The organism is Dechloromonas denitrificans (assembly GCF_020510685.1).
GTDB classification, from domain to species: Bacteria; Pseudomonadota; Gammaproteobacteria; order Burkholderiales; family Rhodocyclaceae; genus Azonexus; species Azonexus denitrificans_A.
Map to the genome: position 1 here is coordinate 4,048,941 of NZ_CP075185.1, position 23,577 is coordinate 4,072,517.

At 62.6% G+C, this 23,577-nt stretch carries 19 protein-coding genes; 11 read left to right on the forward strand and 8 right to left on the reverse strand.

The genetic code is table 11. The features are described 5' to 3' along the window. Positions 1-138 precede the first annotated feature (138 nt). Entirely contained in the window at positions 139-1,521 is a 1,383-nt protein-coding gene (locus KI611_RS19305; protein ID WP_226417270.1) for a ribulose-bisphosphate carboxylase, read from the forward strand. Positions 1,522-1,658: 137 nt separating this feature from the next. Further along, positions 1,659-2,648 carry a LysR family transcriptional regulator gene (locus KI611_RS19310; RefSeq protein ID WP_226417271.1) on the forward strand — a complete coding sequence of 330 codons (990 nt, stop codon included), beginning with the start codon at positions 1,659-1,661 and terminating at the stop codon, positions 2,646-2,648. Positions 2,649-2,658: 10 nt separating this feature from the next. Here KI611_RS19310 and KI611_RS19315 read toward each other — a convergent pair whose 3' ends face one another. Then, on the reverse strand, positions 2,659-2,880 hold the full coding sequence (locus KI611_RS19315; protein ID WP_226417272.1) for a hypothetical protein: 222 nt from the start codon (positions 2,878-2,880) through the stop codon (positions 2,659-2,661). Positions 2,881-3,396: 516 nt separating this feature from the next. Here KI611_RS19315 and KI611_RS19320 point away from each other — a divergent pair. Then, positions 3,397-3,780, forward strand: coding sequence for a hypothetical protein (locus KI611_RS19320; protein WP_226417273.1), 384 nt, complete (start codon positions 3,397-3,399; stop codon positions 3,778-3,780). A 158-nt stretch (positions 3,781-3,938) separates the two neighbouring features. Here KI611_RS19320 and KI611_RS19325 read toward each other — a convergent pair whose 3' ends face one another. Genes KI611_RS19325 through KI611_RS19335 form a run of 3 tightly spaced genes read right to left on the reverse strand, consistent with a single transcriptional unit; the run spans position 3,939 to position 9,762 of the window. Then, the gene (locus tag KI611_RS19325; protein WP_226417274.1) at positions 3,939-4,982 is read right to left on the reverse strand and encodes an ATP-binding protein; all 1,044 of its coding nucleotides are present in this window, start codon (positions 4,980-4,982) and stop codon (positions 3,939-3,941) included. 16 nt (positions 4,983-4,998) lie between these two features. After that, complete coding sequence (locus KI611_RS19330) at positions 4,999-7,143, reverse strand: hemerythrin domain-containing protein (RefSeq protein ID WP_226417275.1); 2,145 nt, start codon at positions 7,141-7,143, stop codon at positions 4,999-5,001. Between the two features lie 45 nt (positions 7,144-7,188). Beyond that, on the reverse strand, positions 7,189-9,762 hold the full coding sequence (locus tag KI611_RS19335) for an EAL domain-containing protein (RefSeq protein WP_226417276.1): 2,574 nt from the start codon (positions 9,760-9,762) through the stop codon (positions 7,189-7,191). 260 nt (positions 9,763-10,022) lie between these two features. Between KI611_RS19335 and KI611_RS19340 the strand changes: the two genes are divergently transcribed. The 7 genes from KI611_RS19340 (at position 10,023) to KI611_RS19370 (ending at position 16,774) form a co-directional block, all read left to right on the forward strand. Next, positions 10,023-11,339 carry a DUF3422 family protein gene (locus KI611_RS19340; RefSeq protein ID WP_226417277.1) on the forward strand — a complete coding sequence of 439 codons (1,317 nt, stop codon included), beginning with the start codon at positions 10,023-10,025 and terminating at the stop codon, positions 11,337-11,339. A 35-nt stretch (positions 11,340-11,374) separates the two neighbouring features. Continuing rightward, positions 11,375-12,307: a phosphoribosylaminoimidazolesuccinocarboxamide synthase gene (locus KI611_RS19345; protein WP_226417278.1), complete on the forward strand. Its 933-nt coding sequence runs from the start codon at positions 11,375-11,377 to the stop codon at positions 12,305-12,307. Positions 12,308-12,354: 47 nt separating this feature from the next. Next, on the forward strand, positions 12,355-14,409 hold the full coding sequence (locus KI611_RS19350) for a M3 family metallopeptidase (RefSeq protein ID WP_226417279.1): 2,055 nt from the start codon (positions 12,355-12,357) through the stop codon (positions 14,407-14,409). Positions 14,410-14,428: 19 nt separating this feature from the next. Next, positions 14,429-14,941 carry a glutaredoxin family protein gene (locus tag KI611_RS19355; protein ID WP_226417280.1) on the forward strand — a complete coding sequence of 171 codons (513 nt, stop codon included), beginning with the start codon at positions 14,429-14,431 and terminating at the stop codon, positions 14,939-14,941. A gap of 127 nt (positions 14,942-15,068) precedes the next feature. Beyond that, entirely contained in the window at positions 15,069-15,833 is a 765-nt protein-coding gene (gene xth / locus KI611_RS19360; RefSeq protein WP_226417281.1) for an exodeoxyribonuclease III, read from the forward strand. Between the two features lies 1 nt (position 15,834). Next, a complete protein-coding gene (locus KI611_RS19365; RefSeq protein WP_226417282.1) occupies positions 15,835-16,509 on the forward strand; it encodes a Crp/Fnr family transcriptional regulator in 675 nt (224 codons plus the stop codon). Positions 16,510-16,582: 73 nt separating this feature from the next. After that, positions 16,583-16,774 (forward strand): DUF2892 domain-containing protein, encoded by a 192-nt coding sequence (locus KI611_RS19370; protein WP_226417283.1) that lies wholly within the window; start codon positions 16,583-16,585, stop codon positions 16,772-16,774. Positions 16,775-16,854: 80 nt separating this feature from the next. Here the strand turns inward: KI611_RS19370 and rsmA are convergent, their stop codons facing one another. From rsmA to KI611_RS19390, 4 genes are read right to left on the reverse strand one after another with little or no spacing between them, the layout of a single operon-like run. Then, on the reverse strand, positions 16,855-17,622 hold the full coding sequence (rsmA, locus tag KI611_RS19375) for a 16S rRNA (adenine(1518)-N(6)/adenine(1519)-N(6))-dimethyltransferase RsmA (RefSeq protein WP_226417284.1): 768 nt from the start codon (positions 17,620-17,622) through the stop codon (positions 16,855-16,857). Further along, entirely contained in the window at positions 17,619-18,614 is a 996-nt protein-coding gene (pdxA, locus tag KI611_RS19380; RefSeq protein ID WP_226417285.1) for a 4-hydroxythreonine-4-phosphate dehydrogenase PdxA, read from the reverse strand. The genes rsmA and pdxA overlap by 4 nt, the downstream gene beginning before the upstream one ends. Then, positions 18,614-19,921 (reverse strand): peptidylprolyl isomerase, encoded by a 1,308-nt coding sequence (locus KI611_RS19385; RefSeq protein ID WP_226417286.1) that lies wholly within the window; start codon positions 19,919-19,921, stop codon positions 18,614-18,616. Before KI611_RS19385 ends, pdxA begins: the two co-directional genes overlap by 1 nt. A gap of 5 nt (positions 19,922-19,926) precedes the next feature. Beyond that, positions 19,927-22,464, reverse strand: a complete 2,538-nt coding sequence (locus tag KI611_RS19390; RefSeq protein ID WP_226417287.1) for an LPS-assembly protein LptD — start codon at positions 22,462-22,464, stop codon at positions 19,927-19,929. A gap of 87 nt (positions 22,465-22,551) precedes the next feature. Here KI611_RS19390 and KI611_RS19395 point away from each other — a divergent pair, with 87 nt between their 5' ends. Continuing rightward, on the forward strand, positions 22,552-23,565 hold the full coding sequence (locus KI611_RS19395; RefSeq protein ID WP_226417288.1) for an aminoglycoside phosphotransferase family protein: 1,014 nt from the start codon (positions 22,552-22,554) through the stop codon (positions 23,563-23,565). Positions 23,566-23,577 lie beyond the last annotated feature (12 nt).

Here is a 23,577-nt window from a genome sequence, read left to right on the forward strand (position 1 = left end):
TCGGGGAAATGCCGACCGGCCAATCAATCAGCAAAAGCTTATCGATTGGATAAAAACATCTGACTGTTGTTTATCTATTGAAGCTCCTAGCATTCAGTCCATCGCAGCACGCCTTCCGCCCCCCTAGGAGACAAGACGATGGACCAGTCAAACCGCTACGCCGACCTCAGTCTGAAGGAAGAAGACCTGATCGCCGGAGGCCGCCACATTCTCTGTGCCTACAAGATGAAGCCGAAAGCTGGCCACGGCTACCTCGAGGCCGCCGCCCACTTTGCCGCCGAATCGTCGACCGGCACCAATGTCGAGGTGTGCACCACCGACGACTTCACCAAAGGGGTCGATGCGCTGGTCTATCTGATCGACGAGGCCAGCGAGGAAATGCGCATCGCCTACCCGCTCGATCTGTTCGACCGCAACATCATCGACGGCCGGATGATGATGGTCTCCTTCCTGACGCTGACCATCGGCAACAACCAGGGCATGGGCGACATCGAGCACGCCAAGATGTACGACTTTTACGTGCCGCGCCGGGTCATCGAACTGTTCGACGGGCCCTCCGTCGACATCAGCAACCTCTGGCGCATCCTCGGCCGGCCGGTCGAGAATGGCGGCTACATCGCCGGCACCATCATCAAGCCCAAGCTCGGCCTGCGCCCCGAGCCGTTCGCCAAGGCCGCCTACCAGTTCTGGCTGGGCGGCGACTTCATCAAGAACGACGAGCCGCAGGGCAACCAGGTTTTTTCGCCGCTGCGCCAGACCATCCCGCTGGTCTATGACGCGATGAAGCGGGCGATGGACGAAACCGGCGAGGCCAAGCTGTTCTCGGCGAACATCACGGCCGACGACCACGCCGAAATGATCGCCCGCGGCGAATTCATCCTCGAAACTTTCGGCCCGGATGCCGACAAGGTGGCCTTTCTGGTCGATGGCTACGTCGGCGGCCCGGGCATGGTCACCACCGCCCGCCGCTACTTCTCGCGCCAGTACCTGCACTACCACCGGGCCGGCCACGGCGCCGTCACCTCGCCCTCGGCCAAGCGCGGCTACACCGCCTACGTGCTGGCCAAGATGAGCCGCCTGCAAGGCGCTTCCGGCATCCACGTCGGGACCATGGGCTACGGCAAGATGGAAGGCGACAAGGACGACCGCGCCATCGCCTACATCATCGAGCGCGAGGAATACCAGGGGCCGGCCTACTTCCAGAAATGGCACGGCATGCGGCCGACGACGCCGATCATCTCCGGCGGCATGAATGCGCTCCGCCTGCCCGGCTTTTTCGCCAACCTCGGCCACGGCAACGTCATCAACACGGCCGGCGGCGGCGCCTACGGTCACCTCGACAGCCCGGCGGCCGGCGCCCGCTCGCTGCGCCAGGCCTACGAATGCTGGAAAGCCGGGGCCGACCCGATCGAATGGGCCAAGGAGCATCGGGAATTCGCCCGCGCCTTCGCCTCCTTCCCACAGGACGCCGACCAGATCTACCCGGGCTGGCGCGACAAGCTGGCCGCCCACTGCCGATAACGCAAGCAACCCCGCTCCGGCGGGGTTTTTCATCGGCTCGCCCGACGTTTCCCGTCGGCCATTGCCATCCCCGGAAGCAAAGCCTAAAGTTAAACCCTGCCTTAATTAATCGACATCACTCTTAAGAAACGACCCCGGTGAATTTCATTCGCAGCCTGACGCTTCGCCAGCTCCAGATTTTCGTCGTCGCCGCCCGCCATCTGAGTTATGCCCGCGCCGCCGAGGAATTGCACCTGACCCCGCCGGCCGTCTCGATGCAGTTGAAACAGCTCGAAGACAACGTCGGCCTGCCGCTGTTCGAGCGCCTGGGACGCGGCGTCGCGCTGACCGGGGCGGGCGAAATGCTGGTCCATCACGCGCTGCGCGTGCTCGGTGAAATCAAGGATGCCGAAGCCAACCTGCAGGGCCTGCTCGGCGCCGAAACCGGCCTGCTCTCGGTCGGCCTGGTCAGCACCGCCAAATACTTCATGCCCAAACTGCTCGCCAAGTTCGCCCAGGAACATCCGGGCGTCGAAGTGCAGTTCACCGTCGGCAACCGCGAGGCCTTGCTCCAGAAACTGCAGGACAACGCCATCGATCTCGCCGTAATGGGCCGGACGCCGGTTGAAATCGACGCCCACGCCGAACCGCTGGCCAGCCACCCCTACGTCCTGATCGCCCCGGCCGAGCATCCGCTGGCCGCCGCCCGGCGTTTCGACCTGCACGAACTGCGCCACGAAACCATCCTGCTGCGCGAGGAAGGCTCCGGCTCGCGCCGGGTGGCCGAGGAAATGTTCAGGAATCACCTATTCACGCCGGCCCGAACGATCAGCCTGGGCAGCAACGAAACGATCAAGCAGGCAGTGATGGCCGGCATGGGCGTCAGCCTGCTCTCGCTGCATACGCTGCCGCTCGAACTGAAAACCGGCGAAATCTGCCTGCTCGATGTGATCGGCACGCCGATCGAACGCACCTGGTACGTCGTCCATATGAACAGCAAGCGCCTGCTGCCGGCCGGCCAGAAATTCCGCAACTTCCTGCTCGACCACGCCGCCCCGAACCTGGAGCAGGAGTTCGGCAGTTACCTGCTTCGCCTCAAGGCAAACCCAGGCGACCTGCCGAACGCCGCGCCGGACGTGGCACGGTAAACACTGCCGCTTATTGCGCTCCCTGCAAGCAGGCATTGCCTGGAGCGACAAGGGGTAGAAGGGCACGCGCCGAGACAATCAAACGTTTTTTCGTCCCGGAACCCATCTTGCGTTCAACCTCCCACATCGGGAGTCCTTTGACGACGGCCACCTGCTGAATGGCAGTGACGGCAGCCCCCAGCTTGATGCAAAGATATTCAGTGCCGCGCTCAATAGAAGTGGTCATCTTCATTCGCTTGAATCTCCTCTAGTCATCGGAAGAGCCATCCTACTTGAGGGCGGCAAAAATCCGATAGATGAAAATCCGCTAAACAGTTCGAGTAAACCGAAGGACGAGGAATAGCCCGGGCGGGACCGGCAAAACCTTGCCCGGGGCAGTCGGCCGACAGCCAACGCGGGTCGGTGCCATTGCCATTGATAAGAAAATGCGCACGGGATAACCTCAACTCACTCATTGGGTTACGAGGATTAAAGCCATGTCGCTAATATTGACAATCAGCCGGACGCTTTTGCGTCTGATTAGCCATTGGGCTACAACAGCGTGCTCGAACGCTTCGGAGGCTCTATGACTTGCCAGCTAGAATGGGTCGGACTATCCATGTGGTGGTGCAAAATGGACCCAGCAGGCCAAGCCGCTTGGTTTCAGGCAATTGGCGCAATTCTCGCTATAGCCGTCGCAATCTTTGTTCCCTGGCTCCAGCGCCGCGCCGAAGCACGAGATCGGATGTCCGAACATCGCAGGCGAGTCATGAGTGCTGCCGCGGTGCTCGATATTGAACTCGCGTATGAGTCCGTAATACTGAACTTTGCCCCTCTTGGTGATGGTGTAGTCGGGCACGAGTTCACGCTTGCACAAGCCGAGCAATTCCTGAAACTTCGACCAGAAGCGCGCTCAGCAATCCATAGCGCCGTTGAGAATGCCCACTACTTCTCGGACGATTTATGTGAGCAGATCGTTCGGCTAGGCATAGAGGCAGCCGCCTATGATCGAATTATCGAAGATGCGGCCCGTCGCAAGCCAGCGCGGGACGCGGACGAATTTTTCAGGAGCTGCGCCCCCACGACCGAAATGTTGCAGGATCGAATGGAAGCCGTCCGACATTCGCTCAAGAGCTATCTTCCGAAAGATTAGAGATGCACAGGCTATGCCGTCCAACCCATCATTCAACCGAACCGCGGTGAAAGGGCGCGCAGGCGGGCGAATTGAGACGTTGGATTTATTGAACCTCTTCGTCATGTACCGAAAAGAGATAGGCTTTGCGTCGGCCGGGGGCGCAGCCAAATATACGATCACGCCTGAACCGGCTGGCTGATCGGCAGGCAGATACGAAAGGTCGTGCCCTGGCCGGCGACGCTTGCGACGTGGATGCTGCCGTGGTGTTTCTGGATGATGCCGTAGGACAACGCGAGGCCCAGGCCCGTCCCCTTGCCGATCGGCTTGGTGGTGAAAAACGGGTCGAAGATTCGGAGCAGATTTTTCTCTTCGATGCCGCCGCCATCGTCGGCGATTTCGATGCTCACCGTTTCGGCATCGAGTTGCCGGGTGCGTACCGTGATCGTCCCGCGCTTCGTACCGTCCATCGCCTGGGCGGCATTGACCACGAGATTCATGAAGACCTGGTTGAGCTGCGACGGCAGGCACTCGATGTCCGGAATGTCGCCGTAATCCTTAAGCACATCGGCCTTGTACTTGATCTCGTTGGTCGCGATGTTGAGCGTCGAGTTCAGCCCGTGGTGAATATTGACCCAGGTGAACACCCCTTTGTCGCTATGGGAAAAGTCCTTCAGGTCATTGACGATTTTCGTGACCCGGCCGATTCCTTCCCGCGATTCGCCAAGCAGCGCCGGCAATTCCTCCTTGAGATACGGCAGGTCGATCTTTTCGCGCAGGGCCTGCAATTTCTGGCGTTGCGCCGCCGGCAACTCGGCCTCGCTGGCCTCGTAGCCGGCGAGCAGTTCGAGCAGTTCACCGACGTAAACACCGAGGGTATTGAGATTGGAGTTGATGTAGCCGACCGGGTTGTTGATTTCGTGGGCCACCCCGGCCGCCAGCTGGCCGACCGACGCCATCTTTTCCGACTGGACCAGCTGGTTCTGCGTATCCTCCAGCCGATGCGCCATCGCCGCCTGCGCATCCCGATCCCGGCGCAGGGCATCGTTGCGTTCGTTCAGTTCGCGGGACATCTCGTCGAGCGAATGGGCCAGCAGAGCGAAATCCGCATCGGCTTTGCCGTAAGCCTGGTCAATCGCCTGAATGAACTCGCTCAGGCCGTCCGGGACGTCATGCAGGCTCCCGAACTGCCGCTTCAACTGGCGGGCCAGCAAGCGATGCATGGCTAGCGCCCCCGTCTCATGACCGGCTCGCCGCGTTCGCGTTGGGCACCGTCGGATCTCCGTCCGCGTCATGGCGAATGGGCAGCGTGATGCGGAAAGTGCTGCCTTTGCCGACTTCGCTCTCCAGCTCGATGCTGCCATGGTGGTTCCTGATAATGCCGTAGGACAGCGACAACCCCAGTCCGGTGCCTTTGCCGACCGGTTTGGTCGTAAAGAACGGATCGAAGATCTTTTGCCGGATACTTTCCGGAATACCACTGCCGGTATCGGCAAATTCCAGCCAGACGCTGTCGCCGCTCACGCCGGTGGTAATCGTGATGCAGCCATGCTCCGGCCCCATGGCATGCGCCGCATTGACCAGCAGGTTGAGAAAGACCTGGTTGAGCTGGGAAGGCAGGCACTCGACTTCGGGCAGATCGCCGTAATGCTTGACGACATCGGCCTTGTACTTGATTTCGCTGGCCACGATGTTGATCGTCGAATCGATGCCCTGGTGCAGGTTGACCCGCTGCCAGGACTGGGAACTGTCCACCCGCGAGAAATCCTTCAGATCCTGAACGATTTTCTTGACCCGGGTGATCCCTTCCTTCGATTCGTCCATCAGCAGCGGAATGTCCTCTCGCAGGAAATTCAGGTCGATTTCCTGGCGCAGCGCGCCGAGCAAGGCCCCCTGCTCGGTCGTCCCATCGGGCTCGACGGCCTGGTAGGCCTGGAGAATGCGAAACAGGCTGGCGATATATTTTTCCAGGGCGCCGATGTTGGAATACACGTAGCCGATCGGGTTATTGATCTCATGGGCGACACCGGCCGCCAGTTGGCCGATCGAGGCGAGTTTTTCCGACTGGGCCAGTTGCTCCCGGGCAGTCGAAAGCTGCTCGTTGAGCCGGGTCAGTTCGCTATTGCGCCGCAGCAGTTCGGCCTCCGCTCTTTCCCGCCGGGCATTGTCCTCGGCCAGTTGGCGATTGGCCTCGCGCAACTCGGCGGTGCGCTGTTCGACCATATGTTCGAGGTGCGCCTGATGGGCACGCAAGGCTTCTTCGGCGCTATGGCGCTCGGTGACATCCTGCAGCGTCTCGATGGCCCCGACAATACGGCCGGTGGCATTGCGCAGCGGGGCGGCGGTAAAGAACAACCAGCGGCCGCTTTCCCCGAAATGCGGGAAAAATGCCTCGGCTTCGAACGCCCCGTCGATCAGCGACGAACGCCGGAATTTGCCCGGGTACAACTGTTCGAACCCACCATCCAGTGCGCCGCTGACAATCAGGTCGGCCATGATCGGCCGCTCGTTCGGATAGAAGGCCGCCCAGTGCCGGTTGCTGCCCAGCATTTCCGCCGCCGACCGGCCGGTTACCGCGGCACAGGCCTTGTTCCAGTGGGTTACCTGGTGCTCGGCGTTGATAACCAGGGTCGGCACCGGATCGCCATCGACGATCTGCGTAAGCAATTGCTGCAAGGCCCGCTGCGCGTCGAGTCCGGCCCGCTTGCGCTCCGACTCGACCAACTGGTGCTGGGTTGCCTCGACGGTCGCCAGCGCCTCCTTGAGTTTGGCCTGTTCAAGCACCAGCTCGCAATTGGCCTGGGACAACGCCTGCGTCCGCGTCTCGACGCGCTGCTCGAGCTGGCGGTTGAGATCGATCAGCGCCTGATTGCGGCCGGCAATCACCCCATACAGCGAATGCACCGCGTCGAGCAGGCTGGCCGTGGCCGGATCGGAGACCCGGGCCTGCTCGGTTTCGTAGGCCTGCTGCGGCGACATGCCGCTGCGGATACTCTGGACCTGGCGGGCCATCGCCTGGTCGGTGCCGAGGATGTGATAGGCCAGCCAGTTGGTCAGAAAACGGAGCAGGAACTCGGTGTCGGCCTGACCGGTATCGACGGCGCGCATGTTGGAGATCTGCTGCGCGAAATCCTGATGGATGCGTTTGTGCAGCGCGACATGGCGCTCGTCGCAGGCCGATTGGGCCATCAACTCTTCCTCGTGGGAAAAGTGGGTGACTGCATAGTTCACCAGATAGCCGAATACTCTTTCAACCTCATCCGCCGCGGCTTCCGCCGATTGCAGGCGGCCCACCCAGTTGATGATGCGGACCAGCTCCTGATGTTCGGCATCGACAACGGACTCGCCGGTCAGGTAGCGCTCATTCCAGACAAAAGTATCCATCGCGTTCCTCAGTGTCTCAAGCCAGGGCGGGCCGGTGGCTGACCATCAGCCGCCCACCGTGACCGGAAAAATAATCAGCAGACGGCTTTCGGCATGGCGCGGCCCCATCCGTCGATACAAGGCGCGCAACGACCCGCTGCCGGCCACCCAATCGACGACATCACCATCGTTCCCCTGCAGCAACCGGAGCAAGGGGGCCGGCAGGCAATCGCTCGCCGCGCTGCCGAGCAGCGGATTGCCGCCGCCCAGCAGGCGCTCGGCTTCGATATTGGCGAAGACCACCAGATCTTCGTCATCGACCCCGAGCACCGGGAACGGGATGCACTGCAAAGCCTCCTGCGCGATATCCAGGGTCATTTCATCGCGCTCGATGCGCCGCTCCTTCTCGCCCAGCGTCTGCAGCAGCCGGCCATTGGCCTCGGCCAGCTGGGTGTTGACCGCCTGCACTTCGCCACTGAGACGGCGGTTTTCATCGGCCATTTCCTTGTGGCGAAAAGCTTCCTCGATGTTGGCGCGGAGCAGCTCGTCGTCCCAGGGCTTGGTCAGAAACTTATAGATGGCGCCTTCGTTGATCGCGTCGGTGATCGACTGCAGTTCGGTATAGCCGGAGAGCACCATCCGCACCGTCTGCGGGTAAAGCGACTTGACGCGGCGCAGGAATTCGACGCCCATCATGCCCGGCATGCGCTGATCCGAGAGGATGATATCGACCTCGTTCACCGCCAGCAGTTCGAGGCCGGCTTCGCCGCCGGTCGCCGTCAGGATCCGGTAGCCGTTGCGGCGCAGCAGGCGGCGCAACGAAGCGAGGATATTCTCCTCGTCATCGACGATCAGGATGGTCCGCTCGCGCGGGCTGGGCGCGGCGGGCAGCGCCGGCATCGTGCAACGGTCGGCCAGGATCTTTTCAATGTCGGCGGCGGGCAGCGGGTGGCTGAAGAAATAGCCCTGGATTTCATCGCAGTGATTGGCGACCAACAGGGCCAGTTGCCCTTCCGTCTCGACGCCCTGGGCGATGACCTTGAGCTTGAGATTGTGGGCCATGCCGATCACCGCCCGGGTGATCGAGACGTCGTCGGCTTCGGCCGTGATGTCCTGGATCACCGAGCGGCCCATCTTGATGGCATCGAGGGGAAAGCGTTTGAGATACGAAACGCTGGCGTAGCCGGTACCGAAGTTCTCGATGCAAAAGCGCACGCCGAGCCGGCGCAACTCGGTCATGATCAACTTGACCCGCTCGACATTGCGCAGCAAGGCGCTTTCCGTCACCTCCAGTTCGAGGCAATCGGCCGGCAGGCCGCTGACGGCCAGCGCTTCGCGAACGCTGGCGACCAGTTCGCTGCTTTCCAGCTGATACACCGAGAGATTGACGGCGACCGACGGCCGGCCGAAACCGAGATCGTGCCAGTGCTTGAGCTGGCGACAGGCCTCCCGCAACACCCATTGGCCGACGCCGATGATGAAGCCGTTCTCCTCGAGGGCCGGCACGAAATCGTCCGGCATGACCAGGCCGCGCCCCGGGTGGCGCCAGCGCAGCAAGGCTTCGAGACCGACGATGTCACCGCTGCTGCAACTGACCTTGGGCTGGTAGAACAATTCGAACTCGTTCCCGGCCAGCGCCTGGTGCAGGTCGCTATCGAAGCTGAGGCGGGCCAGCGCCCCCTCGTTCATGCTGGCCGTGTAGTAGCGGAAGGTGTTGCATCCGGCGTCGCGCGCCCGGCGCATCGCCGTATCGGCGAAACCGAGCAGCGTTTCAACGTCGTCGGAATCGCCGGGCGCCAGCGCGATGCCGATGCTGGCGCTGACGAAAACCTTCTGTCCGTTGATCTCGAAGGGTTGTTCGAGCAAGGCCATCAGCTTGCGGGCAACCACCCCGGCATCGCTGCCCAGACCAACTTCCGCGACCATCACGGCGAATTTCTGCTGATCGAGGCGGCCCAGCGTATCGCTGTGCCGCAGGCCGTCGGCGATACGCCGGCTGACCCCCTGGAGCAGCAGCTCGCCGGCCGCCCGGCCGAGGGAATCGCTGATCACCTTGAAACGATCGACATCGATGCACAGCACCGCGACACTCTTGCGCAGGCGCTGGGCCTGGGCCAGCCCGTTGCCCAGGCGGTCGAGAAACAGCAGGCGATTCGGCAAGCCGGTCAGGGCGTCGAAATGCGCCACGTCGAACAGTTTCTGCTCGGCGAGCACCTCGTGGGTAATATCCGCGAGCATCGCCAGCGCCCCCCGTTCGCCGGCCACGGCCAAGGCGGCGAAATGGGCGCGAAACCAGCGCCGGCCATCCGGCGAATCGCTGGGATAGGCAAAGCTGCCGCCCTCCCGGCTGCCGGCAAGAATTTCCCGCAGATAGAGCGCCGCCTCGCCGGCCGGCATGCCCTCGCAGAGGGCCAGGTAATCGCTCCCCAGCACACTGCCGGCCGGGATCAGGCAATTGCCGCTGGCCGAAGCCGCCCAGCGCTGGTTGACGGCGACGATGCGACCGCCGCCATCGATATGCGCGACGCTGGCCGGAATGGCATCGAGCAGCGCCTGTTCAATGGCCGAATCGGCGTAGCCTGGCGAATCTCCCGAAGGATGCGGAGCGGCAGCGGAGTCGACCAACTTGTCAGGGACCATGAATCTCCTTCCGCAATTCTTCAGGCAGCTCGAAAAGTTTCAACCACTTTGCCCCGAACGCTGAGTTCAGACCGGCGCATTGGCCAACGGATGATCGCCGGAACAGGCCGGTCGATTGCGCAGCATACAACGCAACAGCCGCCTTTTCATCATTTCCGCCAGCCGCTGGGCAGGGCTAGTCGGCAAGCATTTGGCCAGCGGAACGCAATGCTAGAATCCGGGCAGCCGCCTTGCGCTGACCAACCTGCCCACCACCGCCCATGCACCCGCGATTCACGATTTCCGAACTGGAAGAGCATCCGCTCCGGCAGCGCCTCAACAACGAATTCCATGCCCGGCCGCCGATCCCTTTGCAGGACGCGCAACTCGTCTCGCACCTGGTATTCAAGCGCGGTCGCCACAGCATTGCCGAGGAACGCGACAACCTGACGCGGCTGACCCAGTCCCAGGTGTGCCATTCGATCGAAAGCTCCGACGCCCACCAGATGATCGACGCCGGCTCCTTCCGGCTGCGCTGGGAAATGCACACGGAGTTTTCCAGCTACACTTTTTTCCGCCCGCTGCCGGTCGGCGGCGTGCTCGACCCCGACGCGACGGCCTTCGATGCCGTCCATCCCGAATGGATGTCGGCCATTCCCGGCAAACTGATCGTCGCGACGCATGTCGAACTGCGCTCGACCGATGAAATCAGCCCGGACTCGGTCCTCGCCAAGCTCAGCCCGAGCGGTCGCCAGATGGTTGCGGCGCAGGTCGCCGACGGCAATGCCTGGGTATTCACCGACTTCAAGATCGACAACGGCTTCTCGCGCTTCCTCGTCCTCGATACCGGCATGACCCAGCGCCAGGCCGGGCGCACCGTACAACGCCTGGTCGAGATCGAGACTTACCGGATGATGGCCCTGCTCGGCCTGCCGGTCGCCAAGGAAGTGGCCGGCTGGCTCTACTCCGCCGAAAAACAGCTGGCCGACCTGATGGACCACATCGGCCAGGCCCACACGCCGGAAGACGAACGCACCGTGCTGGCCAGCCTGTCCAAGCTGGCAGCCGAAGTCGAACGCTCGGTGGCCCGCACCACTTTCCGCTTCGGCGCGGCAAACGCCTACCATGGCCTGGTGTCGCAACGCATCGCCGAACTGCGCGAGACGCGCATCCCCGGCCTGCCGACCATCGACGAATTCATGCAGCGCCGGCTGGTGCCGGCGATGGCGACCTGCGAAGCGATCAGCCGGCGCCAGGAAGAACTGTCCGGCCGCGTCGCCCGCAACAGCCAGCTGCTGCGGACCCGCGTCGATATCGAACTGGAGCGCCAGAACCAGGAACTGCTCTCGCAGATGAACCGCCGCGCCCGGCTGCAACTGCGCCTGCAGGAAACCGTCGAAGGCCTGTCGGTGGTCGTACTGACCTACTACGGTTCGCAACTGGTGCAATATCTGGCCAAGGGCACCAAGGACCTGCACCACCAGTCGACCGACGTGATCACCGCCCTCTCGATCCCGGTCATTGCCGGCCTGGTCGCCTGGGGTACCCGCCGATTGCGCAAGAAGCTGGCCGCCGAAGAAGGCGAAGCCGCGCAATAATTTATAATGCTCGTTTTGCCTTCGGGAACATTGCCGTGACCGCACCTCTCTTTCAGTCGTCCATCACCAGCCTGCCACTGCTCTCCAAGGGCAAAGTTCGCGACATCTACGCGGTCGACGCCGACAAGCTGCTGATCATCACCACCGACCGCCTGTCCGCCTTCGACGTCATCCTGCCCGACCCGATTCCGCGCAAGGGCGAAGTGCTGCAGGCCGTCGCCAACTTCTGGTTCGACAAGCTCGGTCACATCGTGCCCAACCAGCTGACCGGCATCGATCCGGAATCGGTCGTCGCCGACAACGAGCGCGACCAGGTGCGCGGCCGCGCCGTCGTCGTCAAGCGCCTGAAGCCGCTGCCGATCGAAGCCGTGGTGCGCGGTTACGTCATCGGTTCCGGCTGGAAGGATTACCAGCAAACCGGCGCGATCTGCGGCATCGCCTTGCCGGCCGGCCTGAAAATGGCCGCCAAGCTGCCCAGCCCGATCTTCACGCCGGCCACCAAGGCCGAGGTCGGCGATCACGACGAGAACGTTTCCTTCGCCCAGGCTCAGACCAACTGCGCCGCGACGCTGGCCGACGCACTGCAGGGCACCGGCAAGAACGGCGCCGACCTCTGTGCCGAAGCCCGTAGCGCGGCCATCCGCCTGTACGAGGAAGCCGCCGTCTATGCGGCGACGCGCGGCATCATCATCGCCGACACCAAGTTCGAATTCGGCATCGATGCCGCCGGTACGCTGCATCTGATCGACGAAGCGCTGACCCCGGACTCCTCCCGCTTCTGGCCGGCCGATCAGTACGCCGAAGGCAGCAACCCGCCGTCCTACGACAAGCAGTACGTCCGCGACTATCTGGAAACGCTGGACTGGGGCAAAGTCGCCCCCGGCCCGAAACTGCCGGCCGATGTCATCGCGCGGACCAGCGCCAAATATATCGAGGCGTATGAACGCCTGACCGGCAAAACCCTCTAAAACAACATCGGGCGGCTCACACCGCCCTTTTTCATTGCCCGGACCCCATGACAAACCACAATCCCCTGCTCGACTTCTCCGACCTGCCGCGCTTCGACACCGTTCTGCCGGAACACGTCAAACCAGCCATCGAATCGCTGCTGTCCACTGGACGCGACCTGATCGAACGCCTGACCGCCGACCGCACGCCGGCCACCTGGCGGGATTTCGCCGGCCCGCTGGCCGCGGGACTGGAGCCGTTCAGCCGGGCCTGGGGCATTGTCGGCCACCTGCATTCGGTCAACGACGTGCCGCCCTGGCGCGAGGCCTACAACGAGATGCTGCCCGAGGTCTCGCGCTTCTACGCCGAGCTCGGCCAGAACCTGAAACTGTTCGACAAGTACAAGGCCCTGCGCGCCAGCGCCGAGTACGCCACGCTGAGCGTCGAACAGAAGAAGGTCGTCGACAACGAAGTCCGCGATTTCCGGCTGAGCGGCGCCGAGTTGCCGGAAGACCAGAAGCCGCGCTTCCAGGCGATCATGGAAGAACTCTCCAGCCTGGCCGCCAAGTTCGCCGAGAATCTGCTCGACGCGACCAACGCCTTCGCCGAAGTCATCACCGACCCGGCGCTACTCGCCGGTCTGCCTGACGACGCCTTGGAGGCAGCCAAGTCCGCCGCCGTCAAGGCTGGCGTCGATGGCTGGCGCTTCAGCCTGCAGGCGCCGTCCTACGGCCCGGTGATGCAGTACGCCGACAATCGCGAACTGCGCGCCCGGATGTACCGCGCCTACGCCACCCGCGCCGCCGAATTCAACGACGGGACGAGCAAGCCGGAATGGGACAACACACCGATCATGCAGCGCATTCTGGAACTGCGCCGCGAGGAAGCCCGCATGCTCGGCTACGCCAATTACGCCGAGGTCTCGCTGGCGCCGAAGATGGCCGACACGCCGGAACAGGTGCTGGCCTTCCTGCGCGAACTGGCGGCCAAGGCCAAGCCGTTTGCCGCCAAGGACATCGCCGAACTGCGCGCCTTCGCCAAGGATGAACTCGGCCTGGACGACTTCCAGCCATGGGATGCGGCCTACGTTTCGGAAAAGCTGCTGCAAAAGCGCTACGCTTTTTCCGAACAGGAAGTGAAGCAGTACTTCACCGAACCGAAGGTGCTGGGCGGCCTGTTCAAGGTCATCGAGAGCCTCTTCAACGTCAAGGTCAAGCCCGATAGCGCGCCGACCTGGCATGAGGACGTCCGCTTCTACCGCCTGGAAACGCCGGCCGGCGAACTGGTCGGCCAGTTCTACCTCGACCTCTATGCCCGCGAAACCAAGCGCGGCGGCGCCTGGATGGACGAAGCCCGGTCGCGGCGGCGGACGGCCGGCGGCATCCAGAAGCCGATCGCCTACCTGAACTGCAACTTCGCCCGCCCGAACGGCGACAAGCCGGCCACCTTCACGCACGACGAAGTGACCACGCTGTTCCACGAAACCGGCCACGGTCTGCATCATCTGCTGACGCGCGGCGAGGAACTGGGCGTTTCCGGCATCCACGGCGTCGAATGGGACGCCGTCGAACTGCCGTCGCAATTCATGGAAAACTATTGCTGGGAATGGGAAGTCGTCGAAGGCATGACGGCCCACGTCGATAGCGGCGCCACCCTGCCGCGCGCCCTGTTCGACAAGATGCTGGCCGCCAAGAATTTCCAGAGCGGCATGATGGCGGTCCGCCAGATCGAGTTCTCGCTGTTCGACATGCTGCTCCATTCGAGCTTCGACCCGGCCGGCCCGCAGAGCGTCATGCAGCTGCTCAACGAGGTGCGCCGCGAAGTCGCCGTGCTGCTGCCGCCCGAATGGCATCGTTTCCCGAACAGCTTTTCGCATATTTTCGGCGGCGGTTACGGCGCCGGCTACTTCAGCTACAAGTGGGCGGAGGTTCTCTCGGCCGACGCCTATGCCGCCTTTGAAGAAGCCGGCAATCCCTTCGACGCGGCGACCGGCCAGCGCTTCCTCGACGAGATCCTGTCGGTCGGCGGTTCGCGCCCGGCCATCGAGTCGTTCAAGGCCTTCCGCGGTCGCGAGCCGAGCGTTGACGCGCTGCTCCGCCATAGCGGTATGATTGCGGCCTAAGCTGCCCAGGGGGAAAACCATGCGTCGCCTGCTCGTACTGTGTCTGGTCCTAACCAGCGTCTGCGCTTCGGCCCAGACCTATCGCTGGGTCGACCCGGCCGGTCGAACCGTCATTTCCGACACCCCGCCGCCCGGCAAGGTCAAGAGCGTCGCCAAGACCGGCGACGCCGCCGAAACCGGCGACAACCTGCCATTCGCCGTCAAGAAGGCGATGGAAGCCTTCCCGGTGACGCTCTACACCTCGGCCGACTGTGCCAGCGAATGCAAGCAGGCGCGCGATCTGCTCAATGGCCGGGGCGTGCCGTTCAGTGAAAAGATGCTGCAGTCGGCGGCCGATGCCAACGAGTTGAAACAGCTCGTCGGCGACGTCTTCGTCCCCTCGGTGAAGGTCGGTAATCAGCGCGTCCGCGGCTTCGAAGCCGGCGCCTACGACAACCTGCTGGATCTGGCCGGTTATCCGAAAACCGCCGCCTACGGTAGCAAGCCCTCGGGTGGCCTGACCCCGGCAGCGAAGCCGGCGGCGGCGCCGTAACCGCCACTGGGCGGTTAATCGACCGCATCGACGACCGCGGCACGCTGCCCGTTACCCGTTATCAAGGCGAATGGCACCGGCCATTCGTCTTGGCAGAATCGTCTGCCGACTCTCTCATTCCGAAGATATGAAAATCGCCACCTGGAACGTCAATTCGCTGAAAGTTCGCCTGCCACATCTGCTCGACTGGCTCGCCGAGCAGCAGCCGGATGCGCTGTGCCTGCAGGAACTGAAGCTGGAAGACCAGAACTTTCCGCGCGCCGAAATCGAGGCGGCCGGCTACCAGGTCGCCTTTTCCGGCCAGAAGACCTATAACGGCGTCGCCCTCCTCGCCCGTCAGCCGATCAACGATGTGCTGTGCGGCAACCCACGCTTTCCCGACGAACAGAAACGCCTGATTACCGGCACCGTCGGCGACACGCGCATCGTCTGCGCCTACATGCCGAACGGCCAGGAAGTCGGCTGCGACAAGTACGACTACAAGCTGCGCTGGCTGGATGCCCTGGCCGACTGGCTGGGCGACGAGCTGGCCAGCCACCCGCGACTGGCGCTGTGCGGCGACTACAACATCGCGCCGGACGACCGCGACGTCCATGACCCGAAACGCTGGGCCGACTGCATCCTGGTCTCCCCCCCCGAGCGCGCCGCTTTCCAGCGCCTGTGCGGCCTCGGGCTGGAAGACAGCTTCCGGCTGTTCGAGCAACCGGAAAAGACCTTCTCCTGGTGGGACTACCGGATGCTGGGTTTCCAGAAGAACCTCGGCTTGCGCATCGATCACATCCTGCTGTCGAAACCGCTCGCCGAGCAATGCACGGCGGCCGGCATCGATCGTGCCCCGCGCAAACGCGAACGCCCGTCCGATCACGCACCGGCCTGGGCGATCGTCAACTGACATGGCGCCGACTGCCGCGGTCGAACCGCAACGGCTGCTGAACCTCTACCCGGCCCTGTCCGGTTTGCCGGCCGAGCGTCTGGCCGCGCTGCTTCAACCCGGCGCCGTCATGCATCTGCCGGCCGGCGCCGCAGTTTTCGCCGAGCACCAGCCGTGCCAGGGCTTTCCGCTGCTACTCGAAGGCAGCATCAAGGTCGTCAAACTGGCCGCCAGCGGCCGCGAATTGATGCTCTACCGCGTCGGCCCCGGTGGCTCGTGCATCATCAGTTCGAGCTGCCTGCTCGGCCATACCGAGTACAACGCGCGCGGCATCGCCGAAACACCGCTCACCCTGCTTGCCCTCCCGGTAACGGCCTTCGCGGCGCTGATGCTCGAGCACGCCCCGTTCCGCGACTTCGTCTTTCACCTGTTCGCCGAGCGCATCGGAGAACTGATGCAACTGGTCGAGGAAGTCGCCTTCGCCCGCCTCGATCAGCGCCTGGCCAAGCTGCTGCTGGCCCGCAACGAAGCCGTTCTGAATGTCACGCACCAGCAACTGGCCGACGAACTGGGCAGCGTCCGTGAAATCGTCAGCCGCCTGCTCAAGGGGTTCTCCGCCCAAGGCCTGGTCACACTCGGCCGGGAGCAACTGAGCATCGTTGACCGTGCCGGCCTGCAGAAGATGGCGCTTGTGTGACTGAGGTTACATACCTGGTCATCAACCATCGTTAAAGTCCGGCCCGTACCCACTAATCGACGGAGAACACATCATGAAAACCAATGTTGGCGGCATCGACAAAATTTTGCGCATCGTCGTTGGCCTCGGCCTGATCGGCGCCACGGCAGCCGGCATGCTGCCGGTCTGGGGCTACATCGGCATCGTCCCGCTCGCCACCGGCTTGATGGGCTGGTGCCCGGCCTACTCGCTGTTCGGCATCAAGACCTGCCCGATGAAGAAGTAATTCGGCCACAGCAAATAAAAACCCCGCCGCGGCGGGGTTTTTTGTCACCTGCGAAACGCGGGCGATGGTATCCCTTGAGGTTAACTCAGATAGTTGGCAATGCGGACATAGCCTTCGACCGGAATATCTTCAGCCCGACGGGTCGGATCGATGCCGAGCTCGGCAAATCCGGCATCGCTGAGCATGCCTTTCAGCGTGTTGCGCAGCATCTTGCGGCGCTGCGAGAAGGCCGTCTGGACAACCTGCGACAGCTTGGCCTGGCTTTTCGCGGTGAGTTCTGAAACATCCTTGGGGATCAGGCGGACCACGGCCGATTGAACCTTGGGCGGCGGATCGAAGCATTCCGGCGGCACGTCGATCAGCCACTCGAGGTGAAAGCGGTATTGCAACATCACCGAAATCCGGCTGAAGTCGGTTTCGCCAGGCACCGCCACCAGCCGCTCGACAACTTCCTTCTGCAGCATGAAATGCATGTCATGGACGATGCCGACGTACTCAGCAAGATGGAAGAGCAGCGGCGTCGAGATGTTGTAGGGCAGATTGCCGACCAGCCGCAGATCCTTGCCGATAGTGGCGAAGTCGAAAGCCAGCGCGTCGCCTTCGTGGATCGTCATGCGAGCGGGTGGGTGCAGAGTCTTCAGCCGGGCGATCAGGTCGCGGTCGATTTCGACGACATGCAGATGATCGAGGCGGGCCATCAGCGGCTCGGTGATCGCCCCCAGGCCGGGGCCGATTTCGACGACGGTATCGCCACGCTGCGGATCGATGGCCGAAACGATGGCATTGATGATGCCGTGGTCGACAAGGAAATTCTGGCCGAAGCGTTTGCGAGCGACGTGGCCTTTCATGGGGTGTGTACCTTTACAGTGGCCATGCGGGCCGCCTCGGCGACCGCTTCGAACAGGCTGCCCGGATCGGCGCGGCCGGTGCCGGCGAGTTCCAGCGCGGTGCCGTGGTCGACCGACGTGCGGATGATCGGCAATCCCAGCGTGACATTGATGCCGTGGCCGAAAGTGGCGTATTTGAGAGCGGTCAGTCCCTGGTCGTGATACATGGCGAGGACGGCATCGCCCTGGGCCAGCATCGGCGGCGTGAACATCGTGTCGGCCGGTAGCGGACCGATCAGTTGCATGCCGGCGGCACGCAGTTTCTCGAGCACCGGGGTGATGATCTCGATTTCCTCGCGGCCCAGATAACCGCCTTCGCCGGCATGAGGATTGAGCCCGGCAACCAGGATGCGCGGTTGGGCCAGCGCGTATTTCTGCTGCAGATCCGCCTGCAGGATGCGCAGCGTTTGCTCCAGGACGTCGGCGGTAATCGCCGCCGGCACATCCTTCAGCGGCAGATGCGTGGTGACCAGCGCGACGCGTAGCGGACCGCGTTCGGTGCTGCCGGCCAGCATCATGACGACGAGCGGCGTCGCAGTCTTTTCCGCGAGATATTCGGTGTGGCCGGTGAACGGCACGCCGGCTTCGTTGATCACCCCCTTGTGCACCGGCGCGGTGACCATCGCGGCGAATTCGCCGGACTGACAGCCGGCCAAGGCGCGATCGAGCAGAGCGAGAACATAAGCGCCGTTGGCGGCGTTCAGCACGCCGGCCTTCGCCGGCGCGGCGAGCGGAACATGCAGGACATCGAGCACGTTCCGGTCTGCCGGATTGCTCGGGCAATAATCGCGCAGGCTGACGTCGAGCCCGAGGCTTGCCGCCCGTTCAGCCAACAGCGAGCGATCGCCCAGGATGACCGGTTGCGCATCGCCCGCGTAGCCGGCCAACCGCAGGCACAGCTCCGGGCCGATGCCGGCCGGTTCGCCGCTGGTCACGGCAATGATCGGCCGCATCAGTTTTCTTCGAGGCGGTTTTCGACGTAACTGCGGTCGCGCATCTGGCGTAGCCAGTCCTGATAGGCCTCATCAAGTTTGCGGTCGCGCAAGGCCTGGCGGGCGACGCCACGCTGGCGCTCGACCGAGACATCACGCTCGCGACGCTCCTGAACCTGGATCAGATGCATGCCGAAAGGCGACTGGACGACAGGGCTGAGGTCGCCCGGTTTCAGCGCGTCCATCGCCCTCTCGAACTCGGGTACCGTATCACCCGGGCTCAGCCAGCCGAGATCGCCGCCCTTGGCGGCGGAACCGTCTTGCGAGTAGAGGCGGGCCTGTTCGGCAAAATCGATACCGTTGACGATGCGCTCGCGCACATTTTCCAGCTTGCGGCGGGCTTCGCTTTCCGAAACCACTTCATTGATGCGCACCAGGATGTGGCGAGCCTTGGTTTGCTGGACCGACGCCGGCGCGCTGCCACCGCGCTTGGCGATCAATTTGACAATATGAAAACCAGCCGAGGAGCGCAGCAGCTCGCTGACTTCACCGACCGGCAAGCGGGCCGCCACCTCCGAATAAAGCGCCGGCAAACGATCCAGTGGCCGCCAGCCGAGGGCGCCGCCTTGCAATGCATCGGGGGCATCGGAAAAGGCCGCCGTCAGGACGGCAAAATTCTCGCCGGCCCGCGCCCGCGCCAATGCCTGTTCGCCGCGCAGGCGAAGTTTCTGCAGTTGTTCCGGACTGGCCGACTCGGGGGCACGCAACAGGATGTGCGCCAGCTCGTACTCCTCGTTGCCGCCGGTAGCCACCTGGCTTGCCAGATAGTTGTCGATTTCTCCGTCGGAAATAACCAGTTTGCTATCGACTTCGCGCTCACGCAGGCGAACCGTGGTCAGTTCATTGCGGATCTCCTCGCGGAATTTGGCGTACTCGATGCCGTCTTTTTCCAGCGCCTGACGGAACTGCGGCAGCGACAGCTTGTTATTGGCGGCAATCCGGTTGATCGCCTGATCAAGCTGGGCGTCATCGATGCGCAGACCGCTCTCGCGGGCATATTGCAACTGCACACGGTCCATGATCAGGCGCTCGAGCATCTGGCGCTCCAGCACATCCTGCGGCGGTAGCGGCGTACCCTGTTTCTGCAGCTGCTTCAGCGCCGATTCCAGGCGGCTGCGCAACTCGTAGTAGGTAATGACCTCATTGCCGACGACCGCGACAATGCGGTCGGCCTCGACCGGCTCGTCCGGTGCGGCCTGCACGGGAGTGCCGAGAAAGACACTGAGACTGAAGATCAAGGCAAGCAGACGACTGATAAGTTTGGGCATGGTGATCATTGTGGGGTGAGCAGGCTGCTACTGACGGGCAACTCGTTGGTTTTACCGTAGCCTGGAATGCTGCGCCGGAGAAGGCCGAGAGGATTGGAGCCGATACTGCCAAAATCGCTCAGCTCGAGCTGGAAGAATACATTGGTACTCGGTGTACCGGAAACGGCCTCGAGACGCTGGGCAACAACACGCACCGCCCAGCAGCCGGTATTGTATTCGACACCACCAATGGCTTCGAGCAATTGACTGTCCTTGAGCGACCAGTTGTAACGTCCGACAGCATACCAGTTGGCAGCAAGCGGCCACTGGCCGGCGATATCGATCTGGTCGACCAGGCCTTTGCTGGTCAGCGGGTCGCGTGTATAGCGGTAGCTGGCACTCAATACCTTGCCGAAATCCGGTTGGTAACGCGCACCGACCGACAGCCGCTCGCTGGCCCCGTCGCGATAGTTGTATTCCCAGGCCGCATCGGCATAGGTTTTCGGCAAGACCAGGCCGTTGACCGCGGCAACCAGGTTGGAGAAATCTTCGGCGCGGCGGGTTTCACCGGGAATAGTGACCCGTTGCGGCTTGAAATAGTAGCGCTGGCCGATCATCGCCTTGAAGCGCTCGACACCGGTACTGGCATCGAGCAGACGGGTGGTCAACGCCGCCGTCAGCTGATTGGCATCGTTGATCCGGTCATAACCGCTGTAACGGTTCTCGGCAAAAATCTGGGCGAAATTGAAGTCGGACAGACCGGCATCGAAGACCGGAATCTTGCTCTGGTCCTTGTACGGAATGTTGACGTAATAGAGGCGCGGCTCCAACGTCTGGATGTAGTCGGTATCGAGCCATTTGCTCTCGCGCTCGAAAATCGCCGTCGAGTCGAGCGTGAAAACAGGCAACGTGCGGCTGACGCTGGTCGGCTCACCGGCAAGCTGCTGATCAAGCGCATAGCGGGTCATATGCACGCCAACCTTGGGTGTGATCTGGAAGGCCGGATGGACGATTGGCAGCGACACTTGCGGATAAAGGACGAAGCGGTCGCCAACAACCTTGTCCGGGTGGGTGAAGCGCGAGAACTGGGCAATCATGCTGAGATCGGTCTTCAGTACATTCGGCCGGAAGCCGACGATGTTGATTTGCGGTTCAAGGAAATAAGGCCGGACAACCGGGTTGAGTGGATCCGGCTGCAAGGTCTGATAGCGCAACATCTGGGTCGTCGTTTGCAACCATGGCGACGGCGCATAAGTCAGCGAGAGCTGCTGCGGCAGTTGGGTCTGCGAAGTCTGCAACATGCGGGAAGACATATCTTCCCAGTAGCGATCGTCGGACACCTCCTGCCAGTTTACCGCCGCTGAAAAGCCGCGTCCGAGGTAGTGCTGGTGCTGAATGTTGTAGGCGTAACGACGGCGATTCTCGATCTCGTCGTTGGGCATGTACTCCAGACGCGTTACGCCGCGGTAATTCGAATCGAGGTACTGCCCTTCGACCCCGAGCTGGAAGCCGCGCTTGCTCATGTAGCGCGGATAGAAGGTCGCATCGTAATTCGGCGCAATGTTCCAGTAGTAGGGCACGGTAACATCGAGGCCATTCAGGGTCGATGTCGAGAAAAACGGGTGCAGCACGCCGGAACGGCGCTGATTGTTCAGGGCGAAGGAAGCCAGCGGCGAATAGAAGATCGGAACATCCTTGAACCACAACGAGACATTGCTACCATCTCCGACATTCCGGTCGTAGTCGAGGTGCATGTCCGAGGCCTGCAGATACCAGTCCGTCTGGCCCGGCTTGCAGGTCGAGTAGGTCGCGTTGGTCAGGTTGATCTGGTTCTCGCCCTCGAAATCGGTCCGTTCGGCATGACCGCTCGCTGACGACAGGCGACGGGCCGGCGCAACCGTCGGCAAGCCATAGCTGTTGGGTACGTTCAGCATCATCGGTGCACCGGTCGATCCGGCATTGCTGCTGGCCACGGTAACGACCGTCTGTTGCTGCCGATAGAGCTTGCTGGCCACTTCCTTGACGATGTAATAATCGGCGTTCTCGGCAAAGCCGATCTGCTCGGCCAGCTTCATCCGCAGATGCGGCGTCGTTACCTCGGTCCCTTCCTGCAGCAAACGGACACTGCCGGTCGCATCAACTTCATCTTCGATCGGCCAGTAGACGAGCTTGTCGGCAAAAAGCAGCGAGCCGGCCTTGCGCAATTCGACATCGCCATCCGCCTCGGTCACTTCGTTGGTGCGCCCCTCGATGTGATCGGCAACCAGAAACATCGGGTAACTATCGTCTTTTTTCAACTCGACGGGATTCTCGACGCCGACCCCGGACGACCGTGACGGCCTGGACTTGCCGAGCACATTGAACTTGCGCTCGGTGCGCAAACGCACCGGAGTATCGTTAGCCGCCAGCTGCATTACCGTGATCGCTTCGCCGGCCGGGGGCAAATCACCGGCCACACCTTGGATTACCGGCAGATGCGCCGCGTCGACTGCGTGACTCGCCTGCATTCCGGCGAACAGGCAACAAACGAAAAAGGCAAGCGGACGGCGGGCAAAACCGGTCATCTGGGCAATCAGCAAAGGGCCAGACCGGAATGGCCGATGCCCGAGTGTTAAAATCGGGCCATTTTACAACGAACCCACCCCAGGCACATGTCGCGCGATCAACTTGTTACAGACTGGGTTGCCAGTCGCTTTCCCGGACAGTCCGTCCAGATCACTCCGGCCTCGGCCGACGCCAGCTTTCGCCGCTATTTCCGGCTGACCTGGCCGGACGGCAGCACGCGCATCCTGATGGACGCGCCGCCCGACAAAGAGGACTGCCTGCCCTTCATCCACGTCGCCGGCCTGCTCGCCAAGGCTGACCTGGCCGCCCCGCGCGTCCTCGACAAGGATCTCGACAACGGTTTTCTGGTCCTCACCGACCTCGGCCGCATCGGCTATCTCGACGCCCTGAATGCCGACCTCAGCCTGGCCGACCTGCTGATCCGCCCGGTACTCGACGTGCTGGTCAAGTGGCAACTTGCCTCCAAGGCGAGCACGCTGCCGCCCTACGATGCCACCCTGCTGCGCCGCGAACTCGACCTTTTTCCCGAGTGGTTCATCAGCCGTCATCGCGGCTACCCGTTGAGCGACGACGAGAAATCGATGCTCGACCGGACCTTCAAATTCCTCATCAACTCGGCGCTGGCTCAGCCCAAGGTCTTCGTGCACCGCGATTTCATGCCGCGCAACCTGATGGTTGTCGAAAGCGCCGCCCGCCTGACACCGGGCATCATCGACTTCCAGGACGCCGTCTATGGTCCGATCAGTTACGACGTCGTTTCCCTCTTCCGCGACGCTTTCATTTCCTGGGAAGAAGAACAGGAAATCGACTGGGTCGTCCGCTACTGGGAAAAGGCCCGCGCCGCCGGCCTGCCGGTCCGTGCCGATTTCGGCGATTTCTGGCGCGATTACGAACTGATGGGCCTGCAGCGCCACCTCAAGGTACTCGGCATCTTCTGCCGCCTGAAGTACCGCGATGGCAAGGACAAATACAGCGAAGACCTGCCGCGCTTCATGAACTATGCGCGCAAGACGGCCGGCCGTTATGTCGCCCTGAAACCCTTGCTCAATCTGCTCGATGCGCTGGAAGGCAACACCCTGCAGGAGGGGATCAGACGGTGAAGCGAGTTGTTA

Bases quoted from the DNA above. Each gene is read 5' to 3' on its own strand.
- KI611_RS19365 (WP_226417282.1), top strand. From the start codon at position 15,835: ATGGCGCCGACTGCCGCGGTCGAACCGCAACGGCTGCTGAACCTCTAC.
- KI611_RS19320 (WP_226417273.1), top strand. From the start codon at position 3,397: ATGAGTGCTGCCGCGGTGCTCGATATTGAACTCGCGTATGAGTCCGTA.
- pdxA (WP_226417285.1), bottom strand. From the start codon at position 18,614: ATGCGGCCGATCATTGCCGTGACCAGCGGCGAACCGGCCGGCATCGGC.
- rsmA (WP_226417284.1), bottom strand. From the start codon at position 17,622: ATGAAAGGCCACGTCGCTCGCAAACGCTTCGGCCAGAATTTCCTTGTC.
- KI611_RS19355 (WP_226417280.1), top strand. From the start codon at position 14,429: ATGCGTCGCCTGCTCGTACTGTGTCTGGTCCTAACCAGCGTCTGCGCT.
- KI611_RS19385 (WP_226417286.1), bottom strand. From the start codon at position 19,921: ATGCCCAAACTTATCAGTCGTCTGCTTGCCTTGATCTTCAGTCTCAGT.
- KI611_RS19330 (WP_226417275.1), bottom strand. From the start codon at position 7,143: ATGGATACTTTTGTCTGGAATGAGCGCTACCTGACCGGCGAGTCCGTT.
- KI611_RS19325 (WP_226417274.1), bottom strand. From the start codon at position 4,982: ATGCATCGCTTGCTGGCCCGCCAGTTGAAGCGGCAGTTCGGGAGCCTG.
- KI611_RS19315 (WP_226417272.1), bottom strand. From the start codon at position 2,880: ATGAAGATGACCACTTCTATTGAGCGCGGCACTGAATATCTTTGCATC.
- KI611_RS19370 (WP_226417283.1), top strand. From the start codon at position 16,583: ATGAAAACCAATGTTGGCGGCATCGACAAAATTTTGCGCATCGTCGTT.
- KI611_RS19390 (WP_226417287.1), bottom strand. From the start codon at position 22,464: ATGACCGGTTTTGCCCGCCGTCCGCTTGCCTTTTTCGTTTGTTGCCTG.
- KI611_RS19350 (WP_226417279.1), top strand. From the start codon at position 12,355: ATGACAAACCACAATCCCCTGCTCGACTTCTCCGACCTGCCGCGCTTC.
- KI611_RS19305 (WP_226417270.1), top strand. From the start codon at position 139: ATGGACCAGTCAAACCGCTACGCCGACCTCAGTCTGAAGGAAGAAGAC.
- KI611_RS19335 (WP_226417276.1), bottom strand. From the start codon at position 9,762: ATGGTCCCTGACAAGTTGGTCGACTCCGCTGCCGCTCCGCATCCTTCG.
- xth (WP_226417281.1), top strand. From the start codon at position 15,069: ATGAAAATCGCCACCTGGAACGTCAATTCGCTGAAAGTTCGCCTGCCA.
- KI611_RS19340 (WP_226417277.1), top strand. From the start codon at position 10,023: ATGCACCCGCGATTCACGATTTCCGAACTGGAAGAGCATCCGCTCCGG.
- KI611_RS19395 (WP_226417288.1), top strand. From the start codon at position 22,552: ATGTCGCGCGATCAACTTGTTACAGACTGGGTTGCCAGTCGCTTTCCC.